Annotated in this window: 17 protein-coding genes; 12 read left to right on the plus strand and 5 right to left on the minus strand. The window is 57.5% G+C overall.

The genetic code is table 11. From position 1 onward, the window contains the following. Window positions 1-16 precede the first annotated feature (16 nt). The 3 genes from AC13D2_RS06610 to AC13D2_RS06620 all read left to right on the plus strand — a co-directional run bounded on the left by AC13D2_RS06610 (window position 17) and on the right by AC13D2_RS06620 (window position 3,237). Entirely contained in the window at window positions 17-1,435 is a 1,419-nt protein-coding gene (locus AC13D2_RS06610; RefSeq protein ID WP_286811248.1) for a glutamate synthase subunit beta, read from the plus strand. Between the two features lie 122 nt (window positions 1,436-1,557). Continuing rightward, on the plus strand, window positions 1,558-2,628 hold the full coding sequence (gene hemE, locus AC13D2_RS06615) for a uroporphyrinogen decarboxylase (RefSeq protein WP_286811249.1): 1,071 nt from the start codon (window positions 1,558-1,560) through the stop codon (window positions 2,626-2,628). Between the two features lie 240 nt (window positions 2,629-2,868). Then, window positions 2,869-3,237 carry a PilZ domain-containing protein gene (locus AC13D2_RS06620; RefSeq protein ID WP_286811250.1) on the plus strand — a complete coding sequence of 123 codons (369 nt, stop codon included), beginning with the start codon at window positions 2,869-2,871 and terminating at the stop codon, window positions 3,235-3,237. A 168-nt stretch (window positions 3,238-3,405) separates the two neighbouring features. Here AC13D2_RS06620 and radA read toward each other — a convergent pair whose 3' ends face one another. Next, on the minus strand, window positions 3,406-4,785 hold the full coding sequence (radA, locus tag AC13D2_RS06625; RefSeq protein ID WP_482938366.1) for a DNA repair protein RadA: 1,380 nt from the start codon (window positions 4,783-4,785) through the stop codon (window positions 3,406-3,408). Then, complete coding sequence (gene ettA / locus AC13D2_RS06630) at window positions 4,785-6,446, minus strand: energy-dependent translational throttle protein EttA (protein ID WP_300496979.1); 1,662 nt, start codon at window positions 6,444-6,446, stop codon at window positions 4,785-4,787. Before ettA ends, radA begins: the two co-directional genes overlap by 1 nt. Window positions 6,447-6,811: 365 nt before the next feature. Between ettA and glyA the strand changes: the two genes are divergently transcribed. The 8 genes from glyA to AC13D2_RS06670 all read left to right on the plus strand — a co-directional run bounded on the left by glyA (window position 6,812) and on the right by AC13D2_RS06670 (window position 13,442). Continuing rightward, the gene (glyA, locus tag AC13D2_RS06635) at window positions 6,812-8,068 is read left to right on the plus strand and encodes a serine hydroxymethyltransferase (RefSeq protein ID WP_300496981.1); all 1,257 of its coding nucleotides are present in this window, start codon (window positions 6,812-6,814) and stop codon (window positions 8,066-8,068) included. 66 nt (window positions 8,069-8,134) lie between these two features. Beyond that, on the plus strand, window positions 8,135-8,653 hold the full coding sequence (gene nrdR / locus AC13D2_RS06640) for a transcriptional regulator NrdR (protein WP_007155557.1): 519 nt from the start codon (window positions 8,135-8,137) through the stop codon (window positions 8,651-8,653). After that, window positions 8,650-9,765: a bifunctional diaminohydroxyphosphoribosylaminopyrimidine deaminase/5-amino-6-(5-phosphoribosylamino)uracil reductase RibD gene (ribD, locus tag AC13D2_RS06645; RefSeq protein WP_286811253.1), complete on the plus strand. Its 1,116-nt coding sequence runs from the start codon at window positions 8,650-8,652 to the stop codon at window positions 9,763-9,765. Before nrdR ends, ribD begins: the two co-directional genes overlap by 4 nt. A 68-nt stretch (window positions 9,766-9,833) precedes the next feature. After that, complete coding sequence (ribBA, locus tag AC13D2_RS06650) at window positions 9,834-10,949, plus strand: bifunctional 3,4-dihydroxy-2-butanone-4-phosphate synthase/GTP cyclohydrolase II (RefSeq protein ID WP_286811255.1); 1,116 nt, start codon at window positions 9,834-9,836, stop codon at window positions 10,947-10,949. A gap of 55 nt (window positions 10,950-11,004) precedes the next feature. Then, a complete protein-coding gene (ribH, locus tag AC13D2_RS06655) occupies window positions 11,005-11,481 on the plus strand; it encodes a 6,7-dimethyl-8-ribityllumazine synthase (protein WP_286750035.1) in 477 nt (158 codons plus the stop codon). Continuing rightward, window positions 11,481-11,957: a transcription antitermination factor NusB gene (nusB, locus tag AC13D2_RS06660; RefSeq protein ID WP_286811256.1), complete on the plus strand. Its 477-nt coding sequence runs from the start codon at window positions 11,481-11,483 to the stop codon at window positions 11,955-11,957. The genes ribH and nusB overlap by 1 nt, the downstream gene beginning before the upstream one ends. 3 nt (window positions 11,958-11,960) lie before the next feature. After that, a complete protein-coding gene (thiL, locus tag AC13D2_RS06665; RefSeq protein WP_286811257.1) occupies window positions 11,961-12,911 on the plus strand; it encodes a thiamine-phosphate kinase in 951 nt (316 codons plus the stop codon). Between the two features lie 3 nt (window positions 12,912-12,914). Further along, on the plus strand, window positions 12,915-13,442 hold the full coding sequence (locus AC13D2_RS06670; RefSeq protein ID WP_286811258.1) for a phosphatidylglycerophosphatase A family protein: 528 nt from the start codon (window positions 12,915-12,917) through the stop codon (window positions 13,440-13,442). A gap of 31 nt (window positions 13,443-13,473) precedes the next feature. Here AC13D2_RS06670 and AC13D2_RS06675 read toward each other — a convergent pair whose 3' ends face one another. Beyond that, window positions 13,474-13,677 (minus strand): DUF6316 family protein, encoded by a 204-nt coding sequence (locus tag AC13D2_RS06675; protein WP_027830997.1) that lies wholly within the window; start codon window positions 13,675-13,677, stop codon window positions 13,474-13,476. 365 nt (window positions 13,678-14,042) lie between these two features. Here AC13D2_RS06675 and AC13D2_RS06680 point away from each other — a divergent pair, with 365 nt between their 5' ends. Continuing rightward, window positions 14,043-14,630: a DUF2057 family protein gene (locus AC13D2_RS06680; protein ID WP_286811260.1), complete on the plus strand. Its 588-nt coding sequence runs from the start codon at window positions 14,043-14,045 to the stop codon at window positions 14,628-14,630. Window positions 14,631-14,675: 45 nt separating this feature from the next. Here the strand turns inward: AC13D2_RS06680 and AC13D2_RS06685 are convergent, their stop codons facing one another. Further along, window positions 14,676-16,202 carry a WS/DGAT/MGAT family O-acyltransferase gene (locus AC13D2_RS06685; protein ID WP_482938367.1) on the minus strand — a complete coding sequence of 509 codons (1,527 nt, stop codon included), beginning with the start codon at window positions 16,200-16,202 and terminating at the stop codon, window positions 14,676-14,678. Between the two features lie 120 nt (window positions 16,203-16,322). After that, window positions 16,323-17,234, minus strand: coding sequence for a LysR substrate-binding domain-containing protein (locus tag AC13D2_RS06690; protein WP_286811262.1), 912 nt, complete (start codon window positions 17,232-17,234; stop codon window positions 16,323-16,325). Window positions 17,235-17,468: the final 234 nt, after the last annotated feature.

Consider the following 17,468-nt stretch of genomic DNA (forward strand, 5'->3'; position numbering starts at 1 on the left):
TGATGAGAGCGTCACAATGAAAGAACGACTGAGTAACGACTTCCAGTTTGTCGAAGTAGGGCGTGTCGACCCGAAAAAAGTACCGGCAAAGAAGCGCAAAAAAGAGTTTGGTGAAATCTATCACCCATACACCCAGGATCATGCTGCGTCACAGTCGCATCGCTGCCTGGAGTGCGGCAATCCGTATTGTGAGTGGAAGTGCCCGGTACACAACTACATCCCGAACTGGCTGAAACTGGTGTCCGAAGGCAACATCATGAGGGCTGTGGAGCTCTGTCACCAGACCAATTCCCTGCCTGAAGTCTGCGGCCGCGTCTGTCCGCAGGATCGGCTGTGTGAAGGGGCCTGTACCCTGAACGACGGCTACGGCGCAGTAACCATCGGGTCAGTGGAAAAATACATTACCGACACAGCCTTTGCTCTGGGCTGGAAGCCGGATGTGTCTGCCGTCAAATGGACAGACAAAAAAGTGGCGGTGATTGGTGCCGGTCCTGCTGGCCTTGGCTGTGCCGACGTTCTGGTGCGCAATGGTGTAAAACCGGTGGTTTTCGATATCTATCCGGAAATCGGCGGCCTGCTGACTTTCGGTATCCCTGAATTCAAGCTTGAAAAGTCTGTGATGACTCGCCGCCGCAAAGTCTTTGAGGAAATGGGCGTGGAGTTCCGCCTTTCCACTGAGGTAGGCAAAGACGTAATGATGGCGGATATCCTCGAAGAGTACGACGCTGTCTTTATGGGCATGGGAACGTACACATACATGAAAGGCGGTTTCCCGGGCGAAGATCTGCCTGGCGTTCACGATGCACTGCCGTTCCTGGTCTCGAACGTGAATCGTCGTCTTGGGTTTGAGAAAGACGCCGACGATTTCATCGACATGAAAGGCAAGCGAGTGGTTGTGCTCGGTGGCGGCGATACCGCCATGGACTGCAACCGCACCTCGATTCGTCAACAGGCAGCGAGTGTTACCTGTGCCTACCGTCGTGACGAGCAGAACATGCCGGGTTCGCGCCGGGAAGTGTCCAACGCCAAGGAAGAAGGCGTTAAGTTCATGTTCAACCGTCAACCGATCGCTATTATTGGCGAAGACCGGGTTGAGGGGGTCAAGGTGGTTCAGACTCGCCTCGGCGAGCCTGACGAAAACGGGCGTCGTCGTCCGGAAGTGGTCGCTGGCAGTGAAGAAGTGATTCCGGCCGATGCGGTTCTGGTAGCTTTCGGATTCCGCCCAAGCCCGGCCGACTGGTTTGACGAGCTGAAGGTAAACACCGACGACTCTGGCCGTGTCAGCGCCCCGGAGGAAGTGGAGTTCGGCTTCCAGACCAGCAACCCCAAGATATTCGCCGGTGGCGATATGGTCCGTGGTTCGGATCTGGTCGTAACGGCTATCTGGGAGGGCCGCCAGGCGGCGGAAGGTATCATGGATTACCTGGATATCTGATAGCCTCCGGTTTTATCTGGACGAGAAGGGCGGCTTGCGGATGGCGGGCCGCCCTTTTTTATTGCCACAAACCGGGTATCATTGCCCTCCTAACTTTTGACAGACAGCAGACTGGGAATGCTATGACCGAGCTGAAAAACGACCGTTTCCTGCGTGCGCTGATGCGTCAGCCCGTTGATCGCACACCGGTATGGATGATGCGTCAGGCAGGCCGATACCTGCCAGAATACCGCGCGACCCGGGCGAAAGCCGGCGATTTTCTCAGTCTGTGCAAGAACACACCATTGGCCTGTGAGGTGACGTTGCAGCCACTGGAGCGTTTCCCTCTGGACGCTGCCATCCTGTTTTCAGACATCCTTACTATTCCTGATGCACTGGGGCTGGGCCTGTACTTTGAAACCGGCGAGGGCCCGAAATTCCGCAACACTGTCCGCTCTGCTGCAGATGTAGCCGCGTTGCCCAAGATCAATGCGGAAGTAGACCTGGATTATGTGATGAATGCAGTGTCCACCATCCGTGGCGCGCTCAATGGCAGCGTTCCGCTGATCGGCTTCTCTGGCAGCCCCTGGACGCTTGCCACTTACATGATTGAAGGTGGCTCCTCCAAGGATTTCCGCGAGGCCAAGAAGCTGATGTACGGCCAGCCGGAGGTGATGCATCAGTTGCTGGATCACCTGGCGGACTCGGTGATTGATTATCTCAATGGCCAGATTCGCGCCGGTGCTCAGGCGGTCCAGATTTTTGATACTTGGGGCGGTGTGCTGAGCAGTTGGGCGTACCAGGAGTTTTCCCTGAATTACATGAAGAAAATCGTCGCCGGCCTGATTCGTGAAAATGACGGTCGCCGTGTGCCGGTGATCCTGTTCACCAAAAACGGCGGCCAATGGTTGGAGTCGATTGCGGAATCCGGTGCTGACGCGGTCGGTCTGGACTGGACCACGGATATTGGCAGCGCCCGTGCTCGCATTGGCGATCAGGTTGCCCTGCAGGGCAATATGGATCCGGCCATGCTGTACGCGCCGCCCGAGCGTATTCGCCAGGAAGTAGCGGATATCCTGTCCCGCTACGGCACCGGCCCCGGCCACATCTTCAACCTCGGGCATGGCATCACCCCGGACGTTGACCCGGAGCATGCCGGGGCGTTTATCCGTGCGGTGACTGAGCTGAGTCCGGAGTATCACCTGCAAGACTGATGGTTGGGAGTGGCGGGCGGTTGTTGGGGCTTTCCAAAACACGCCCGTAAATACGTCCATGTAGGGCTCGGTCGCGCCATCCTTGGCGCTCCACGGTTTTGGAACGGCCCGGCAACCACCCTTTTTCGCACATTCGCGTTAACGCTCCGAAGATCTTCGTTGTTTAGTAATAGCGCTAGATAGAACCTCCTGTGCGGTCTATAGTCATATCAAACATGACCGCTCAACAGGAGGCACCCGTTGGCCGCAAAAGCTCCCGAAAAACGCCGTTTCCACAGAATCTCCTTCGATGCCGAATGCGAGCTGCATTGGCAGGATGAAGTGTGGGTCAGTGAAGTGCTGGATATTTCACTGAAGGGTGTACTGGTAAAACGGCCAGAGGGGTGGAATGTGCCGCTGAAACAGCCCTGTGAAGTAATAATCCATCTTGACGATCATGAGACTGGAATCGTGATGGCAGTGGAGTTACGGCATATTGAGAAAGAGCGGCTGGGGTTCAAGTGCCAGTACATTGATCTTGAGAGCGCTACCCATTTAAAACGACTGGTAGAGTTGAATCTTGGCGATCAGGCGTTGCTGGAGAGAGAGTTTGCGCATTTGATTGATTAATTCCGGAGAAAACTGCCAGGTTTGCAGGCGGGATTGGAAGGGCCTTTCCAAAAATGTGCGGAGCCATGGATGGCGGAGCCCAAGCGCACATGGATGTGCTAGAAGCGTTTTTTGGAAAGGCCCTTCCAATCCCGCCAAGCACCAAACAAGCAGACTACGAACTGAGCCTCAAAGCTCCTCCAAAGCCGAGAGTGCATCGCTGAGTTTGGTAACGGGAATCACCTTCATCCCCTCAATAGCCTTACGAGGCGCATTGGACTTGGGCACCAAAGCGCGGGTAAACCCATGCTTGGCAGCCTCGTAAATGCGTTCCTGACCACTGGGCACCGGCCGAATCTCGCCGGAAAGGCCGACCTCGCCGAAAATCACCAGATCCTGGGGCAGGGCACGGTCGCGGAAAGACGACACAATCGCCGCCAGTAACGCCAGATCCGCACTGGTCTCGTTGACCTTCACGCCGCCCACCACATTCACAAACACATCCTGATCCGATACATGCATACCACCATGGCGATGCAGCACCGCTAACAGCATCGCCAGCCGGTTCTGATCAAGCCCCACGGCAACGCGTCTCGGGTATCCCCCCTGAGCCACATCCACCAGCGCCTGAATCTCCACCAGCATAGGACGAGTGCCTTCCCAAACCACCATCACTACGCTACCGGGAGCCGCTTCCTCGCCGCGGTTCAGGAAGATTGCACTGGGATTCTTCACCTCCTTCAGGCCCTGTTCCAGCATCGCAAACACGCCCAGTTCGTTAACCGCGCCAAAGCGGTTCTTAATACCTCGTAGCGTGCGATAGCGACTGTCGCTGGAACCTTCCAGCAGGATGGAGCAATCGATCATATGCTCCAGCACCTTCGGCCCCGCAAGGCTGCCGTCTTTGGTAACGTGGCCTACCAGAAACAGAATGGTGCCAGTCTGCTTGGCAAAACGGGTCAGATAGGCTGCACTTTCGCGGACCTGGGAAACACTGCCCGGCGCGGATTCCGACTCGGCGACATGCATCACCTGGATACTGTCCACCACCAGGATGCGGGGTTTTTCCGCCTCTGCAACCTGCATGACCCGTTCAACGCTCGTTTCCGAGAGCATCTTCAGGTCTTTGGTGGGCAGCCCCAGGCGCTTGGCGCGCATGGCGACCTGCTGCAGCGATTCCTCGCCAGTGACGTACAGGGCCGGAACGCTCGACGCCAGGTGGCAGACCGCCTGAAGCAACAGCGTGCTCTTGCCGGCGCCAGGATGGCCGCCCATCAGGATGGCGGAACCCTCCACCAAGCCTCCTCCGAGCACGCGATCGAACTCCTGCATGCCGGAGCTGATGCGGGGCTGCTCTGCAAGACTGACGTCGTCCAGGCTTTTCACTTCCGACAGACTGCCTGCGAAGCCCTCGAAGCGGCTCCCGCGGGCACCTCTGGCGTTACCCCCACTGATCCCGCGAACTTCGCTGATCGTGTTCCAGGCCTGGCAGGCGGTGCATTGTCCCTGCCACTTGGAATAGTCTGCACCGCACTCGGTGCAGACGTAGGCGGTTTTCGCTTTTGCCATCAGGCCAGCTTCTTGTACTTCATGCGCTGGGGCACCATGGCGGAATCCCCTTTGCGCTTCTTATGATCTTCATCGTAATCACTGAAGTTGCCCTCGAAATAGACCACCTCGCCATCGTCCTCAAACGCCAGAATATGAGTGGCCACACGGTCGAGGAACCAGCGGTCGTGCGAGATCACCAAAGCGGAGCCGGGGAAGTTGAGCAGGGCTTCTTCCAGGGCGCGCAAAGTTTCAACGTCCAGATCGTTGGTGGGTTCGTCCAGCAGCAAGACGTTGCCGCCTTCCTTCAGCAATTTCGCCAGGTGCAGTCGGTTGCGCTCACCGCCGGACAGATCGGCGACCCGTTTCTGCTGATCCGAACCCTTGAAGTTGAAGCGGCCCACGTAGGCCCGTGACGGCGTCTCGTAATTACCGATCTTGATGATGTCGTTGCCGTCACTGAGCTCTTCCCAGACAGTATTGTCCCCGTTCAGATCCCGCATCTGGTCCACATAGGCCAGCTTGACGGTTTCACCCACGGTGATGGTGCCGGAGTTCGGTTTGTCGTAGTCGCCAATCATCCGGAACAGCGTGGACTTGCCTGCACCGTTGCCGCCGATGATGCCGACAATCGCACCCGGGGGAACGCTTAGCGACACGTCTTCGTAAAGCAGACGGTCATCGAAGGACTTGCTGATACCATCAATCTCAATCACCTTGTCGCCCAGGCGAGGGCCAGGTGGAATATACAGCTCATTGGTCTCGTTGCGCTTCTGGAATTCCTGGGAACTCATTTCCTCAAAGCGGGCCAGGCGGGCCTTGCTCTTGGACTGGCGGCCCTTGGCGTTACTACGTACCCACTCCAGCTCGTGTTTGATGGTCTTCTGGCGCGACGCTTCCTGTTTGGCTTCAACTTCCAGGCGTTTTTCCTTGTTCTCCAGCCACTGACTGTAGTTGCCCTCAAACGGAATGCCCTGACCACGATCCAGCTCCAGTATCCAGCCGGCGACGTTGTCGAGGAAGTAGCGGTCGTGGGTGATGGCGACCACGGTGCCGGTATAGTCGTGAAGGAAGCGTTCGAGCCAGGCAACGGATTCCGCGTCCAGATGGTTGGTGGGCTCGTCCAGCAACAGCATGTCGGGGCTGGACAGCAACAGGCGGCACAGTGCCACGCGGCGACGCTCACCGCCGGAGAGATTCTTAACCATGGCGTCCCAGGCCGGCAGACGAAGGGCATCAGCCGCCACTTCCATCTTGCGCTCAATATCGTGGCCGTCAGACGCCTGTATGAAGGCTTCCAGCTCGCCCTGTTTCTTGGCGAGGGCGTCAAAGTCGGCATCCGGCTCGGCATAGGCGGCATAGACCTGGTCCAGCTCCGCCAGCGCGTCATGGACGCCCGAGACCGCCTCATCGACGATTTCCTTGACGGTCTTGGCGTCGTCCAGCTCCGGCTCCTGAGGCAGGTAGCCGACGTTGATACCGGGCTGGGGGCGGGCCTCGCCAATGTAATCCTGATCGATACCGGCCATAATACGTAGCAACGTAGACTTACCGGCACCGTTCAAACCCAGTACGCCGATCTTGGCGCCCGGGAAGAAGCTCAGGGAGATGTCCTTGAGAATTTCGCGCTTGGGCGGAACCACTTTACCCACGCGGTTCATGGTATATACGTACTGGGCCATGTTGTCAGAATCCTTCTTGCGAAGTGTGTTTCGGAACTACCGAAGGTGTCGGGCTAAGGCCATCGGGTAGGGCGATCCGGGATCGTCAAAATCAGGGATGATTTTGTCGAGCGTACAGGGACGTATTTACAGCGTATCCCGGATCGCCCTGCCCGACGGCCGAAACTCCACCAGCCGGTAGCCGCAACCGATGAATATTGACCGAGTAAGGTATCGAAACCAACCGGGGATAGCAATTGAGCAAAAAGCGCAGGTGGCGGCGTGTCGGTATCTGCGGACGGCATAAAGGGTGATTTTTTACCCATTTGTAAGATAGAATAGCGGCCCATTTTTCGGGCAGCTAAGCACATAGGGGCAGCGCATCCATGTTTAATCGTGATATGAAAATCGCCGGCTTTGACGACGAGCTCTGGAACGCCATGCAGGCGGAAGAGAAACGCCAGGAGGCTCATATCGAGCTGATCGCGTCTGAGAACTATACCAGCCCCAGGGTGATGGAAGCCCAGGGTAGCGCGCTGACCAATAAGTACGCGGAAGGCTACCCCGGCAAGCGTTATTACGGCGGCTGTGAGTTTGTCGACATCGCCGAGGACCTGGCCATCAGCCGCGCCAAAGAATTGTTCGGCGCTGCCTACGCCAACGTGCAGCCGCATTCCGGCTCCCAGGCAAACTCCGCTGTGTTCATGGCACTGCTCAAGCCGGGCGAGACGGTTCTTGGCATGAGTCTGGCTCATGGCGGTCACTTGACCCACGGTGCCAGCGTCAACTTCTCCGGCAAGATTTACAATGCCGTCCAGTATGGCCTGAACCCGGACACGGGCCTGATCGATTACGATGAAGTGGAAAGCCTTGCCGTAGAGCACAAACCCAAGATGATCATCGCCGGTTTCTCTGCCTACTCCCAGGAGCTGGACTTCGCCCGTTTCCGTGAGATTGCGGATAAAGTCGGTGCCTACCTCTTCGTCGATATGGCCCACGTGGCAGGTTTGGTGGCAGCTGGCGTATACCCGGATCCGGTACCTCATGCACACGTGGTTGCAACGACTACCCACAAGACGTTGCGTGGCCCCCGTGGCGGCCTGATTCTGGCCTGCGATGACGCCGATCTGCAGAAAAAACTGAATTCTGCCGTATTCCCCGGAGGTCAGGGCGGCCCCTTGATGCATGTTATTGCTGCCAAGGCGGTTTGCTTCAAGGAAGCCATGAGCGACGAGTTCAAGGTGTATCAGAAACAGGTGATCAGGAATGCCAAGGCCATGGCCGAGGTGTTTGTGTCGCGTGGGTTTGATGTGATTTCCGGTGGTACAGAGAATCACCTGTTCCTGGTCAGCCTGATCAAACAGGACATCACCGGTAAGGACGCAGACGCAGCCCTGGGCCGAGCGCACATCACCGTGAATAAAAACGCAGTACCTAACGACCCGCGTTCGCCGTTCGTAACATCCGGACTGCGGATCGGTACGCCTGCGGTCACCACACGCGGTTTCGGAGAATCCGAGTGTCGCGATCTTGCTGGCTGGATGTGCGATATCCTGGATAACCTGGAAGATGAATCCGTCAATGACCGGGTTCGTGAGCAGGTAGAAGGCCTGTGTTCGCGGTTCCCGGTTTACGCCGGCTAAATAGCCTGATTGCGCCCTCGGGCAGGCCTTGTTGCCCGGCCCGATGGTTTGCAGGAGTTCCTGAGTATGCATTGTCCTTTCTGTGGTGAAGCGGATACCAAGGTAATCGACTCCCGGCTTGTGGCCGAGGGTGATCAGGTTCGTCGCCGCAGGGAGTGTCTATCCTGCCGTGAGCGTTTTACAACGTTCGAGTCGGCTGAGCTTGTGATGCCTCGGGTGGTCAAGCAGGACGGCACCCGTCAGCCTTTCGATGAGGAAAAACTCCGGGCCGGCCTGATGAAAGCCCTGGAGAAACGTCCGGTGAGCATCGAAGAAATTGAGGCGGCGCTGAATCGCATCCGATTCCGGTTACGGGCTACCGGCGAGCGGGAAGTCAAGTCCATGCAACTCGGTGAAGAAGTGATGACCGAATTGCGTCAGTTGGACAAAGTGGCCTATGTGCGATTCGCGTCGGTGTATCGCAGCTTTCAGGACGTCAACGAGTTTAAGGAAGAGATCGAGCGCCTTTCAGCGACTTCGGGCGAAGACCCGGTGGATGTGGCCAAGGCCCTGGCGGATAACCATTCTTCCGAAGGACAGGCATGATCGACGCTCAGGACACGGCGTTTATGGCTCGGGCGGTTCAGCTTGCCTGGCGTGGTCGTTATTCGACGCATCCCAACCCGCGGGTGGGTTGCGTCATCGCCCGAGGCAGCAAGGTTCTGGGCGAAGGCTGGCATGAGCGAGCAGGCGAGGCCCATGCAGAAACGCGCGCACTCAGCCAGGCTGGGCCTGATGCCCGTGGCGCAACGGCCTATGTCACGCTGGAACCCTGCAGTCATTTTGGCCGTACTCCGCCTTGTGCCAAAGCCCTGATAGAAGCGGGCATCGCCCACGTGTTTGCGGCGACCAAGGACCCCAACCCCTCGGTATCCGGTCGCGGCCTGGATATGCTCCGAGAGGCGGGCATTCGTGTAACGGAAGGCCTGCTGGCGGAAGAGGCCGTGCGATTGAATCCCGGCTTCATGAAGCGAATGAACGTCGGCAGACCCTATGTCCGGCTTAAAATGGCTGCGAGCCTTGACGGCAGGACGGCCATGGCCTCTGGTGAAAGTCAGTGGATTACCGGCTCGGAGTCCCGCCGCGATGTCCAGCGGCTCAGGGCCATCAGCGATGCCGTCCTGACAGGGGTGGGCACGGTGCTGGCTGACAACCCTTCACTGACAGTTCGTCGAACTGAGTTGGGTGACATTGGCGATGCTACGGAACCGTCCCGCCAACCCCTGCGCGTGATCGCGGACCGGGACGCGCGCACACCTCCTGGCGCTACGATCCTTCAGGGTGGCAATGTCCAGGTGTATTGTGCCTCCCCAGCACTGGCAACGGCGCCGGCACAGGACCTTGCCGCGTTGGGCGTGGGCCTGACGGGTGTGGCCTGGAAGGACAATGGAATTGATGTGCGCGAGTTGCTCGACTCACTGGGGGAGTTAGGCATCAACGAATTGTTGGTGGAAGCTGGTCCAACGCTGGCCGGCACCTTTATAAGTGAGCGCCTGGTCGACGAGTTGTGGCTCTACCAGGCGCCGGTGTTCCTGGGCAGTACCGGCCGCCCCACGGCCAATCTGCCGCTGGAATCCATGGCGGACAAGGTGCAATGGAAAGTGCTGGATCGCCGTCAACTGGGCGAGGACCAACGATTGATCCTCGCGCCGGGGTAACGGTTACTAAATTCATGGCTGCCGGCACCGATACTCGGGCGGACAGACCAACAGGATGCAAATACGGTATGGCACTGAACAGCATTAAAGACATTATCGACGATATCCGTCAGGGCAAGATGGTTATCCTGATGGATGATGAGGACCGGGAAAACGAAGGTGACCTGGTGATGGCCGCAGAGCATTGTACGCCAGAGGCCATCAACTTCATGGCCCGTTTCGGTCGTGGACTGATTTGTATGCCGATGACGCGCCATCGTTGCGAACAGCTTGGGCTACCGTTGATGGTGCAGCAGAATGCATCGGGTTTTGGCACCAAGTTCACTCTGTCCATTGAAGCGACGGAAGGTGTAACGACGGGTATCTCTGCCGCCGACCGTGCGCGAACGGTCCAGGCCGCGGTTGCCCGCGATGCAAAAGCGTCTGACCTGGTTCAGCCGGGACACATTTTTCCACTGATGTCAGACCCCGGCGGGGTGCTCAGCCGAGCCGGCCATACCGAGGCATCCTGTGATCTTGCAGCCCTCGCTGGTTGTGAGCCTGCCGGCGTGATCTGTGAAATCATGAACGACGATGGGTCCATGGCCCGCCGTGAAGATCTGGAAAAATTTGCCGAAACTCACGACCTCAAGATTGGCACGATCGCGGATCTGATTCACTACCGGACATTGAACGAGCGCACCATCGAGTGCGTTGAGCAGTATGACCTGGACACCGAGTACGGTGTATTCAACTTGCGAACCTATCGCGACAAAATCCAGGGTTCCACCCATCTGGCCATGGTGATGGGCGATATTGCGGCCGAGGATCCGGTATTGGTGCGTGTGCACATCACGGATACTCTGCGTGACCTGCTCGGCGCCCGCCGCGCCGATTCCCGTAGCTGGCCATTGCATCATGCTCTGGAAAAGGTGGCGAGTGAGGGTCGTGGCGTCGTTGTCCTGCTCAACAGCGCCGAAGACAGCTACAATCTTGAAGATCGTATCCACGAATTTTTCGAACAGGATAAGAAGTCCGCGGGTAAGGGCAGCTCCGGTGTTTATTTTACCGTTGGTACCGGCTCACAGATTCTGAGGGATCTCGGTGTTGGCAAAATGCGCCTGCTGAGCCCGCCCATCAAGTTTTCTGCCATTTCCGGATTCGAGCTGGAAGTTGTGGAATACGTGCCCTACACACCCGAATAATGAACCCCGGCAGCCTCGCATCGTAACGGCGGGGCTGCCAATGAAGGAGCCATGCATGGCAGATATTAAAGTAATAGAAGGCGATTTCACTCACTGCAGCGGTAAATATGCATTGGTTGTCGGTCGTTTCAACGGTTTTGTGGTTGAGAGCCTGGTGGAAGGTGCGGTTGATACCCTGCGTCGTCACGGTATCGCCGATTCCGATATCACGATTGTGCGGGTTCCCGGTGCCTATGAGATGCCGCTGGCGGTTAAACGTGTGGCGGAAACTGGCAACCACGATGCGATTATTGCACTGGGTGCGGTTATTCGTGGTGGTACACCACATTTCGACTATGTGGCAGGCGAAGCCTCCAGTGGTTTGGGCGCGGTTAGCCTCGAAACCGACGTGCCGGTGACGTTCGGCGTGCTGACGGTCGATTCCATCGAGCAGGCAATAGAGCGGGCCGGTACCAAGGCCGGTAACAAAGGCGCCGAAGCGGCGATCACGGCCCTGGAAATGGTCAGCCTCTTCAAAAAGCTGGGTGAATAATGAGCGCATCGGAAGACAGTGCCGCGCAACCGGCCCCGGCGGGCCAACCTAAGGCGGGCGACAGACGCAGAGCCCGGGCTCTGGCGATGCAAGGCCTTTACCAGCGCCACTTCAGCAAAAGCTCGATCACCGATATCGAATCCGAATTCATCGTCGACAACGACATGTCGAAAGTGGATGCGGCCTATTTTCGCGATCTCCTCCGGGGCGTCCACCGGGAGCAGGCTGAGTTAGACCGCCTGCTGGAGCCATTCCTTGATCGCCCGATCCAAGAGGTGGATGCCATTGAATTGGCGATCGTGCGCCTGGGCGCGTACGAGCTCAAGCATCGACTGGATGTTCCTTACAAAGTGGTGATCAACGAAGGCATCGAGATGGCCAAGAGGTTTGGTGGCACCGAAGGTCATAAGTTCGTCAACAGCCTTCTGGACAAGCTCAGTCATCGACTGCGACTGGCCGAGACCCGTCCCCGCTGAGTGATGGGTGAATTCGAGCTGATCCGCCGCTATTTCTTTCCCATCGCCGAGGTTGGAAACGCATCCGCGGTTATGCTGGGGCCCGGTGATGACTGCGCCATTCAGCGTGTTGGGTCAGGCCTGGACCTGGTTTTTTCCGTGGACGCCCTGGTTGAGGGCGTGCATTTCCCCTATCACTATGACCCCGAAAAGCTGGGTTGGCGAAGCCTTGCTGTGGCCGCGAGTGATCTTGCTGCCATGGGGGCCGATCCTGTTTGTTTTACCCTCGCGTTAACGCTTCCCGATGCCGACCCGGACTGGCTGAGCGCCTATGCGTGCGGACTGGCAAACGCTGCCAGACATTTTGGCCTGTCGCTCGCTGGAGGCGACACCACGAGAGGCCCACTGACCCTGAGCATGCAGGTTCATGGTACGGTACCGAAAGGTGAGGCCATCCTGAGGTCTGGAGCCCAGGTGGGGGACTACATCTGTGTTTCCGGAATGCTGGGAGAGGCCGGAGCGGCATTGGACCACCTTGAAAATGATAGCCCCGGGCCGGAAGTGCAGGCAGTCCTGCGAAGGTATCATTTTCCGGAGCCCAGGCTTGCGCTTGGCACGGCTCTGCGCGGATTCGCAACAGCAGCGGTGGATGTATCTGACGGCCTGGTGGCAGACCTGGGGCATATTCTTGAGGCCTCTGAGGTTGCGGCCAGTATCGATGCGAGCCGTGTGCCGGTGTCGCAACATCTGAAACGCCTTGTGGGCCAGTCTGCTGCCGGCCTGGCATTGAACGCCGGGGACGATTATGAGTTATGCGTTACAGTGCCTCCACGGGTTTGGGCTAATCTCCCCGAAGATATCCGGCGTGAGTTGACCGTTATTGGCGAGGTCGTTGCCGGGAAGGGTGTAACCATTGACTGGGGAGACCATACTGAGAACCTGTCAGCGGGAGGATACGACCATTTCAGGAACTGATTCATGAGCAGCGACAATAACCTCCAGGAACCGGAGTTCACTGAAGCACTGCTGCCGCCAGGGTTTCTTCGTAATCCCGTCCATCTGTTGGCGTTTGGGTTTGGTAGTGGTACTGCTGCCAGGGCGCCTGGCACCTGGGGCAGTCTTGCGGCGATTCCCGTCTGGTTCTGCTTTGCCTGGTTGCCGCCCGTCGCTTACTGGGTGATTGTCTTGCTGGCCTTCGTGGTTGGGATCTGGTTGTGTGGCAAGACAGCCGCAGATCTAAAGGTCCACGATCATGGGGGTATCGTCTGGGACGAGTTTGTGGGCATGTGGATCGCGCTGGGACTTTTTCCGGACAACGTTTACGGCATTCTGATGGCCTTCACGTTGTTTCGGCTTTTCGATGTGCTCAAGCCCTGGCCTATTAGTTGGTTGGATGAGTATTTGCCGGGCGGGCTGGGCATTATGGTGGATGATGTCGTGGCGGGTTTCATGGCGTTACTGTGCCTGCTCGCCATCGACCGGTGGTTGATGGCGGTCATTGTCTGAACATCGTTCTGAGACTGGAGGGCAGTCCAGATCAGTGGACTTGTTGCTCTTCCGGAAGAAGTCGCACAACATGCAGGAAGCGCCTGAGGCCGGTTTCTGCGCGTTGCCGGGAGGCAAAGGGACCGCTGTCGAAGCCCTCCCGCGTGGTGAAATACCACTTGCTCCCGACGCAGAAGAACCGACTGCTTCGGAACGGTGCGGGACCGTTTTCTCCGGACCGACGTTGGGTATCCATGTTGTCTCCTGAGCCCTTCGGTGCACTTTTACACCGGGTGGGCGCTATTTCGATTTCCTGACTGTTTAAAATTAAATCAATTCCCGCCGAATTCAACATTTTTTTACAATTTTTGGGTAGACTTGATGCCTTCCCCGTAACCGGAGTGTCATCGGGTTACTGTAAACAGGCTGCATGTCTTGCCCTTGGCTCGGCCACTCTTCAAAATGCCTTTCAACCACAAGTGATTATCCGCCGGTAGAAACTGGCGACCAGCACAAGGATATAGCATAAGTATCTATCACGTTTTAGTCTTTTTCAAAAAAGTACGATTCAGTGCAGTGGCCCTTGTTGCCATGGTTTTGCTCGCGGGCTGTAGCTCTACCATGAGCAACGTCCAAACCTGGGAGGGTGACGCCGTGGACTCCTCACAGGCCGCCGTCCTTGAATCCCCGGGCGAAATTCGGGTGCAGCAGGTGAATGGTCGCAATCTCGGTAACTTTCTAATGGATGACCTGGCCCTGAATTACGAGCTCTTACCGGGCGAAAATCAGGTTGTGTTTACCTATAAGACGATCTGGGCCAAGAGTGGCGTGGTCCGTAATGGCGAATCCAAAGTGCACGTCGTTGAAACAGCGCCCCAGGCAGTGATGATCAATGTGCAACCGGGTGATACCTACCGTTTCAGTTTTGAGCCTCCCGCCAACAAGAGCGATGCGGAGGCTTTCGCTAACAATTTCACGGCGGATGTCGTTGATGAGTCCGGTAACGTTGTAGCCACCGCCAGCGCCTGGAATGGTCAGCCCGCCGGCACCCGAACTGCTGCAAGGGCACCGGTCGGCTCTGGTGGCGAAGGAGAAAGTGTTGGAGGCGCGAGCACCGACTCCATGAGTACTCTGGGTGAGCTCAAGTCACTTTGGGGGCAGGCAAATGAGGAAGAGAGGCGGGCGTTCCTGCGCTGGGCCTTCGAGTAATGCGCAATCCGGACGGGCGGCGTTTCTGCCGCTCGCCACTGTCGTTCAGTTGCGAAATCGCCTGAACGTTCTCCGTAGAGCACCTTCCATGAGGTTCAGTGCCTCGTCGGTCAGAGTAGGGTGGCTGTCGGGGTGCTCGCACGTGTCTTCTTCATGCGGTGGCAGAGTCTCGGCCGCCGATTCGATCGATTTCAGGCTGTTTTCGAGCAGTTCCGGCAGTGAGTCGCCGTCAGCCACTACGTCGGGGCACAAGGTGAAATTGATCGTCAGATTGCCCTGATAGCTCACCGCGACAATCACCAATCCCATGCTGTCGAACAGGGGGGCGGAGTTAAATTGCCTCACCAGACGTGAGCCTTGTAAGTACAGCGGCACTTGCGGCCCGGGTACGTTGGTGATCGGAAGGTTGAATACCGGCTGGTACCGTTGCGCAATCTGCAGTTCAGAATACAGTCTTGCAGAGAGTGCCAGCATGGTGGAGGGCAGGAGTTCTGTCAGCCTGTCTGCTGCAATGGCTTCACGGTAGGGCTCGGATTCCACCGCATTCCAGTGTATGCGACGAATTCGTTCGGCGGGATTGGGCTCAGTGGTGGCCAGGTCCAGTAACATGGCGGACATCTGGTTGCCGGTGGCCTTGCGAAGGCTGCTTGAGCGCACGGAAATCGGTGTCATCGCTACCAGCGATCGTTCCGTTGTGGCGTCACTCATGGCCAGGTAGCGGCTTAATGTTTCAGCGCACAGACCGAGGACGACGTCGTTCAGGGTTACATCACCGAGTGCTGCTTTGATGGCCTTTAGCCGGGATAGATCCAGGCTGGCCGAAACGATCTTGCGGTTGGCGGTAATCTGGCGGTTAAACGGACTGTGAGGCGCGGAAAACAGGGGGAACGGCAACGGCAGCTTTCGCATCTGCTTTTGTATGAGCTCACGAGCAGTGGCTTCGGCGGCACTTATGGCGAGGGACGTCATTTGCAAGGGTTTGCGCAGCAGGTTTGCACCGGCCTGGAGAATAACCCTTTCTTCCGACGGTTCCGGCTGCGGGTACCAGGGGCGCGGTGTTTCTATCGTTCTCGCTTTTGGTGAGTATTCCAGAAGTTTGCCAATGATTTCCTCGCCACTGAACGCATCAATGGCGGCATGATGCAGTTTCACGATGAGGGCGAAACTTTTGCTGTCCGCATCGTCGTCGAGTTGGAACCCGTCCACAAAAGTGATATGCCACAGTGGGCGATCCCGTTTGAGTGGTTCTTCCAGAATTCGCGAGGCCAGTCCCATCAGGCTATCGACTTTTCCGTGGTTGCCGAGGTTCACATAAGCCAGGTGCCTCTCGATACTGAAATCTGGATCGTCAATCCAGTAGGGACGTCCTAGCCGCAGGGGTATTTCTTTCAGGCGCTGGCGAAAGAGAGGGACCACATGGAGCCGGCTTCGCAGATAGGCGACAAAGGTGCTGAAGGCCAGCGGTTTGTCGCGCTCCCGGGCATCAAAAAGATAGATGCCGCCAATGTGCATGGGGGCGGTTTCGGACTCCAGGTACAGGAATGAGGCGTCCAGCTCCGACAGCTGCCGCATGGTTTGAGCTCCGTTCACAGGTTCTTGTGTGGGGGCAGTATAAACGACTGTGCCGCTATTCTGTTGGCTGTTTTGCCCGGGAGACTTATGTGGTGGAGTCAGACCTGTTTTGACGGCTATTCAGGGGGCCAGCCAGTCAGCAATATCGGGTGAATCTCCCAGCTTATCCCAGAACCACATCAACGCTTTTCCCTGATCTTCGGCGTGGCGGGCCAGGTGAAGCTGGATGGCCTGTCTGGGCTCATGGACCCTGAGCGCTTTCAGGCTGCCATCCGCTAGCTGGTCGCGTACGCGTGCTTCTGGAAGCCATCCGACCGCAAGGCCGGCTGTTTGCACGGCGATCTTCTGGTCGATATTGGCGACGGTCACAGTTCGCTGACGGCGGAATATGCCGGCGTGGCCGGGGGGCAAGGAGCGGGAAGTGTCTGCGGCTACTGCCGCGGGGAAGCGAACAATATCCTCCTCCCTCAGAGGCTGAGAGGCCTTTGTCAGAGGGTGGTCCGGTGCTACTGCGTAGACGAACGTCATGTTTCCCAGCGGTTTTGTGGTGAAAGAGCCTGCAGGTTTGCTCACCTGATCGGCGCCAACAACCAGATCAATTCGTCGGCTTTGCAGCGCATCCCAGGAGCCCGCGAAAACTTCTTCCACCAGCTGTACCTCCACCGGTACGCCGAGTTCGTAAAACTCTTTTACAGCGGGAAACAGGCACTCAGCCGGTAACAGGGAGTTGAATCCGATCCGCAGTCGGGTTTCCCAGCCTTGTGCTACCTGGCGGGTGGTGTGGGCCAGGTTTTCAGCAGCTTCCAGCAGGGTGCGGCCCTCTTCCAACAGATAGCGACCGGCTGGGGTGAGGGCCGCTCGGTGGCCGGTGCGGTCGAAGATGGCGACGTTGAGGTCTTCTTCGAGTTTCTGGACGGTGTAGCTGATCGCGGAGGGAACGCGGAAGAGTTCGTTGGCGGCGCCGGCGAAGCTGCCTTTGCGGTCGATGGCATCGAGAACTTTGAGGGCATCTATGGTGATGGCTGTGTGCATGTTCGAATTATCTGATGGTGTTGGCCAGAATTGATTGTTTGAGAGCGTAGCAGGGTGGCCGGTATTCTTCCCGTTAAAGATTTAAGGCTTATTCAGATATTTGAAGGCTCGGAGTTGGATCGCGCCAGGGATGGGTCGTAAAAACACGCCGTAAACCCATCCCTGGGGGCTCGGCATTGCCATCCATGGCAATGCACGGTTTTTACGACCCATCCCTGCCGCAATCACCAGATA

This window comes from Marinobacter sp. B-12, from assembly GCF_056857915.1.

Bases quoted from the DNA above. Each gene is read 5' to 3' on its own strand.
- hemE (WP_286811249.1), top strand. From the start codon at position 1,558: ATGACCGAGCTGAAAAACGACCGTTTCCTGCGTGCGCTGATGCGTCAG.
- nusB (WP_286811256.1), top strand. From the start codon at position 11,481: ATGAGCGCATCGGAAGACAGTGCCGCGCAACCGGCCCCGGCGGGCCAA.
- AC13D2_RS06680 (WP_286811260.1), top strand. From the start codon at position 14,043: ATGAGCAACGTCCAAACCTGGGAGGGTGACGCCGTGGACTCCTCACAG.
- AC13D2_RS06690 (WP_286811262.1), bottom strand. From the start codon at position 17,234: ATGCACACAGCCATCACCATAGATGCCCTCAAAGTTCTCGATGCCATC.
- ribBA (WP_286811255.1), top strand. From the start codon at position 9,834: ATGGCACTGAACAGCATTAAAGACATTATCGACGATATCCGTCAGGGC.
- AC13D2_RS06675 (WP_027830997.1), bottom strand. From the start codon at position 13,677: ATGGATACCCAACGTCGGTCCGGAGAAAACGGTCCCGCACCGTTCCGA.
- thiL (WP_286811257.1), top strand. From the start codon at position 11,961: ATGGGTGAATTCGAGCTGATCCGCCGCTATTTCTTTCCCATCGCCGAG.
- AC13D2_RS06685 (WP_482938367.1), bottom strand. From the start codon at position 16,202: ATGCGGCAGCTGTCGGAGCTGGACGCCTCATTCCTGTACCTGGAGTCC.
- AC13D2_RS06610 (WP_286811248.1), top strand. From the start codon at position 17: ATGAAAGAACGACTGAGTAACGACTTCCAGTTTGTCGAAGTAGGGCGT.
- AC13D2_RS06670 (WP_286811258.1), top strand. From the start codon at position 12,915: ATGAGCAGCGACAATAACCTCCAGGAACCGGAGTTCACTGAAGCACTG.
- nrdR (WP_007155557.1), top strand. From the start codon at position 8,135: ATGCATTGTCCTTTCTGTGGTGAAGCGGATACCAAGGTAATCGACTCC.
- ribH (WP_286750035.1), top strand. From the start codon at position 11,005: ATGGCAGATATTAAAGTAATAGAAGGCGATTTCACTCACTGCAGCGGT.
- radA (WP_482938366.1), bottom strand. From the start codon at position 4,785: ATGGCAAAAGCGAAAACCGCCTACGTCTGCACCGAGTGCGGTGCAGAC.
- glyA (WP_300496981.1), top strand. From the start codon at position 6,812: ATGTTTAATCGTGATATGAAAATCGCCGGCTTTGACGACGAGCTCTGG.
- ribD (WP_286811253.1), top strand. From the start codon at position 8,650: ATGATCGACGCTCAGGACACGGCGTTTATGGCTCGGGCGGTTCAGCTT.
- ettA (WP_300496979.1), bottom strand. From the start codon at position 6,446: ATGGCCCAGTACGTATATACCATGAACCGCGTGGGTAAAGTGGTTCCG.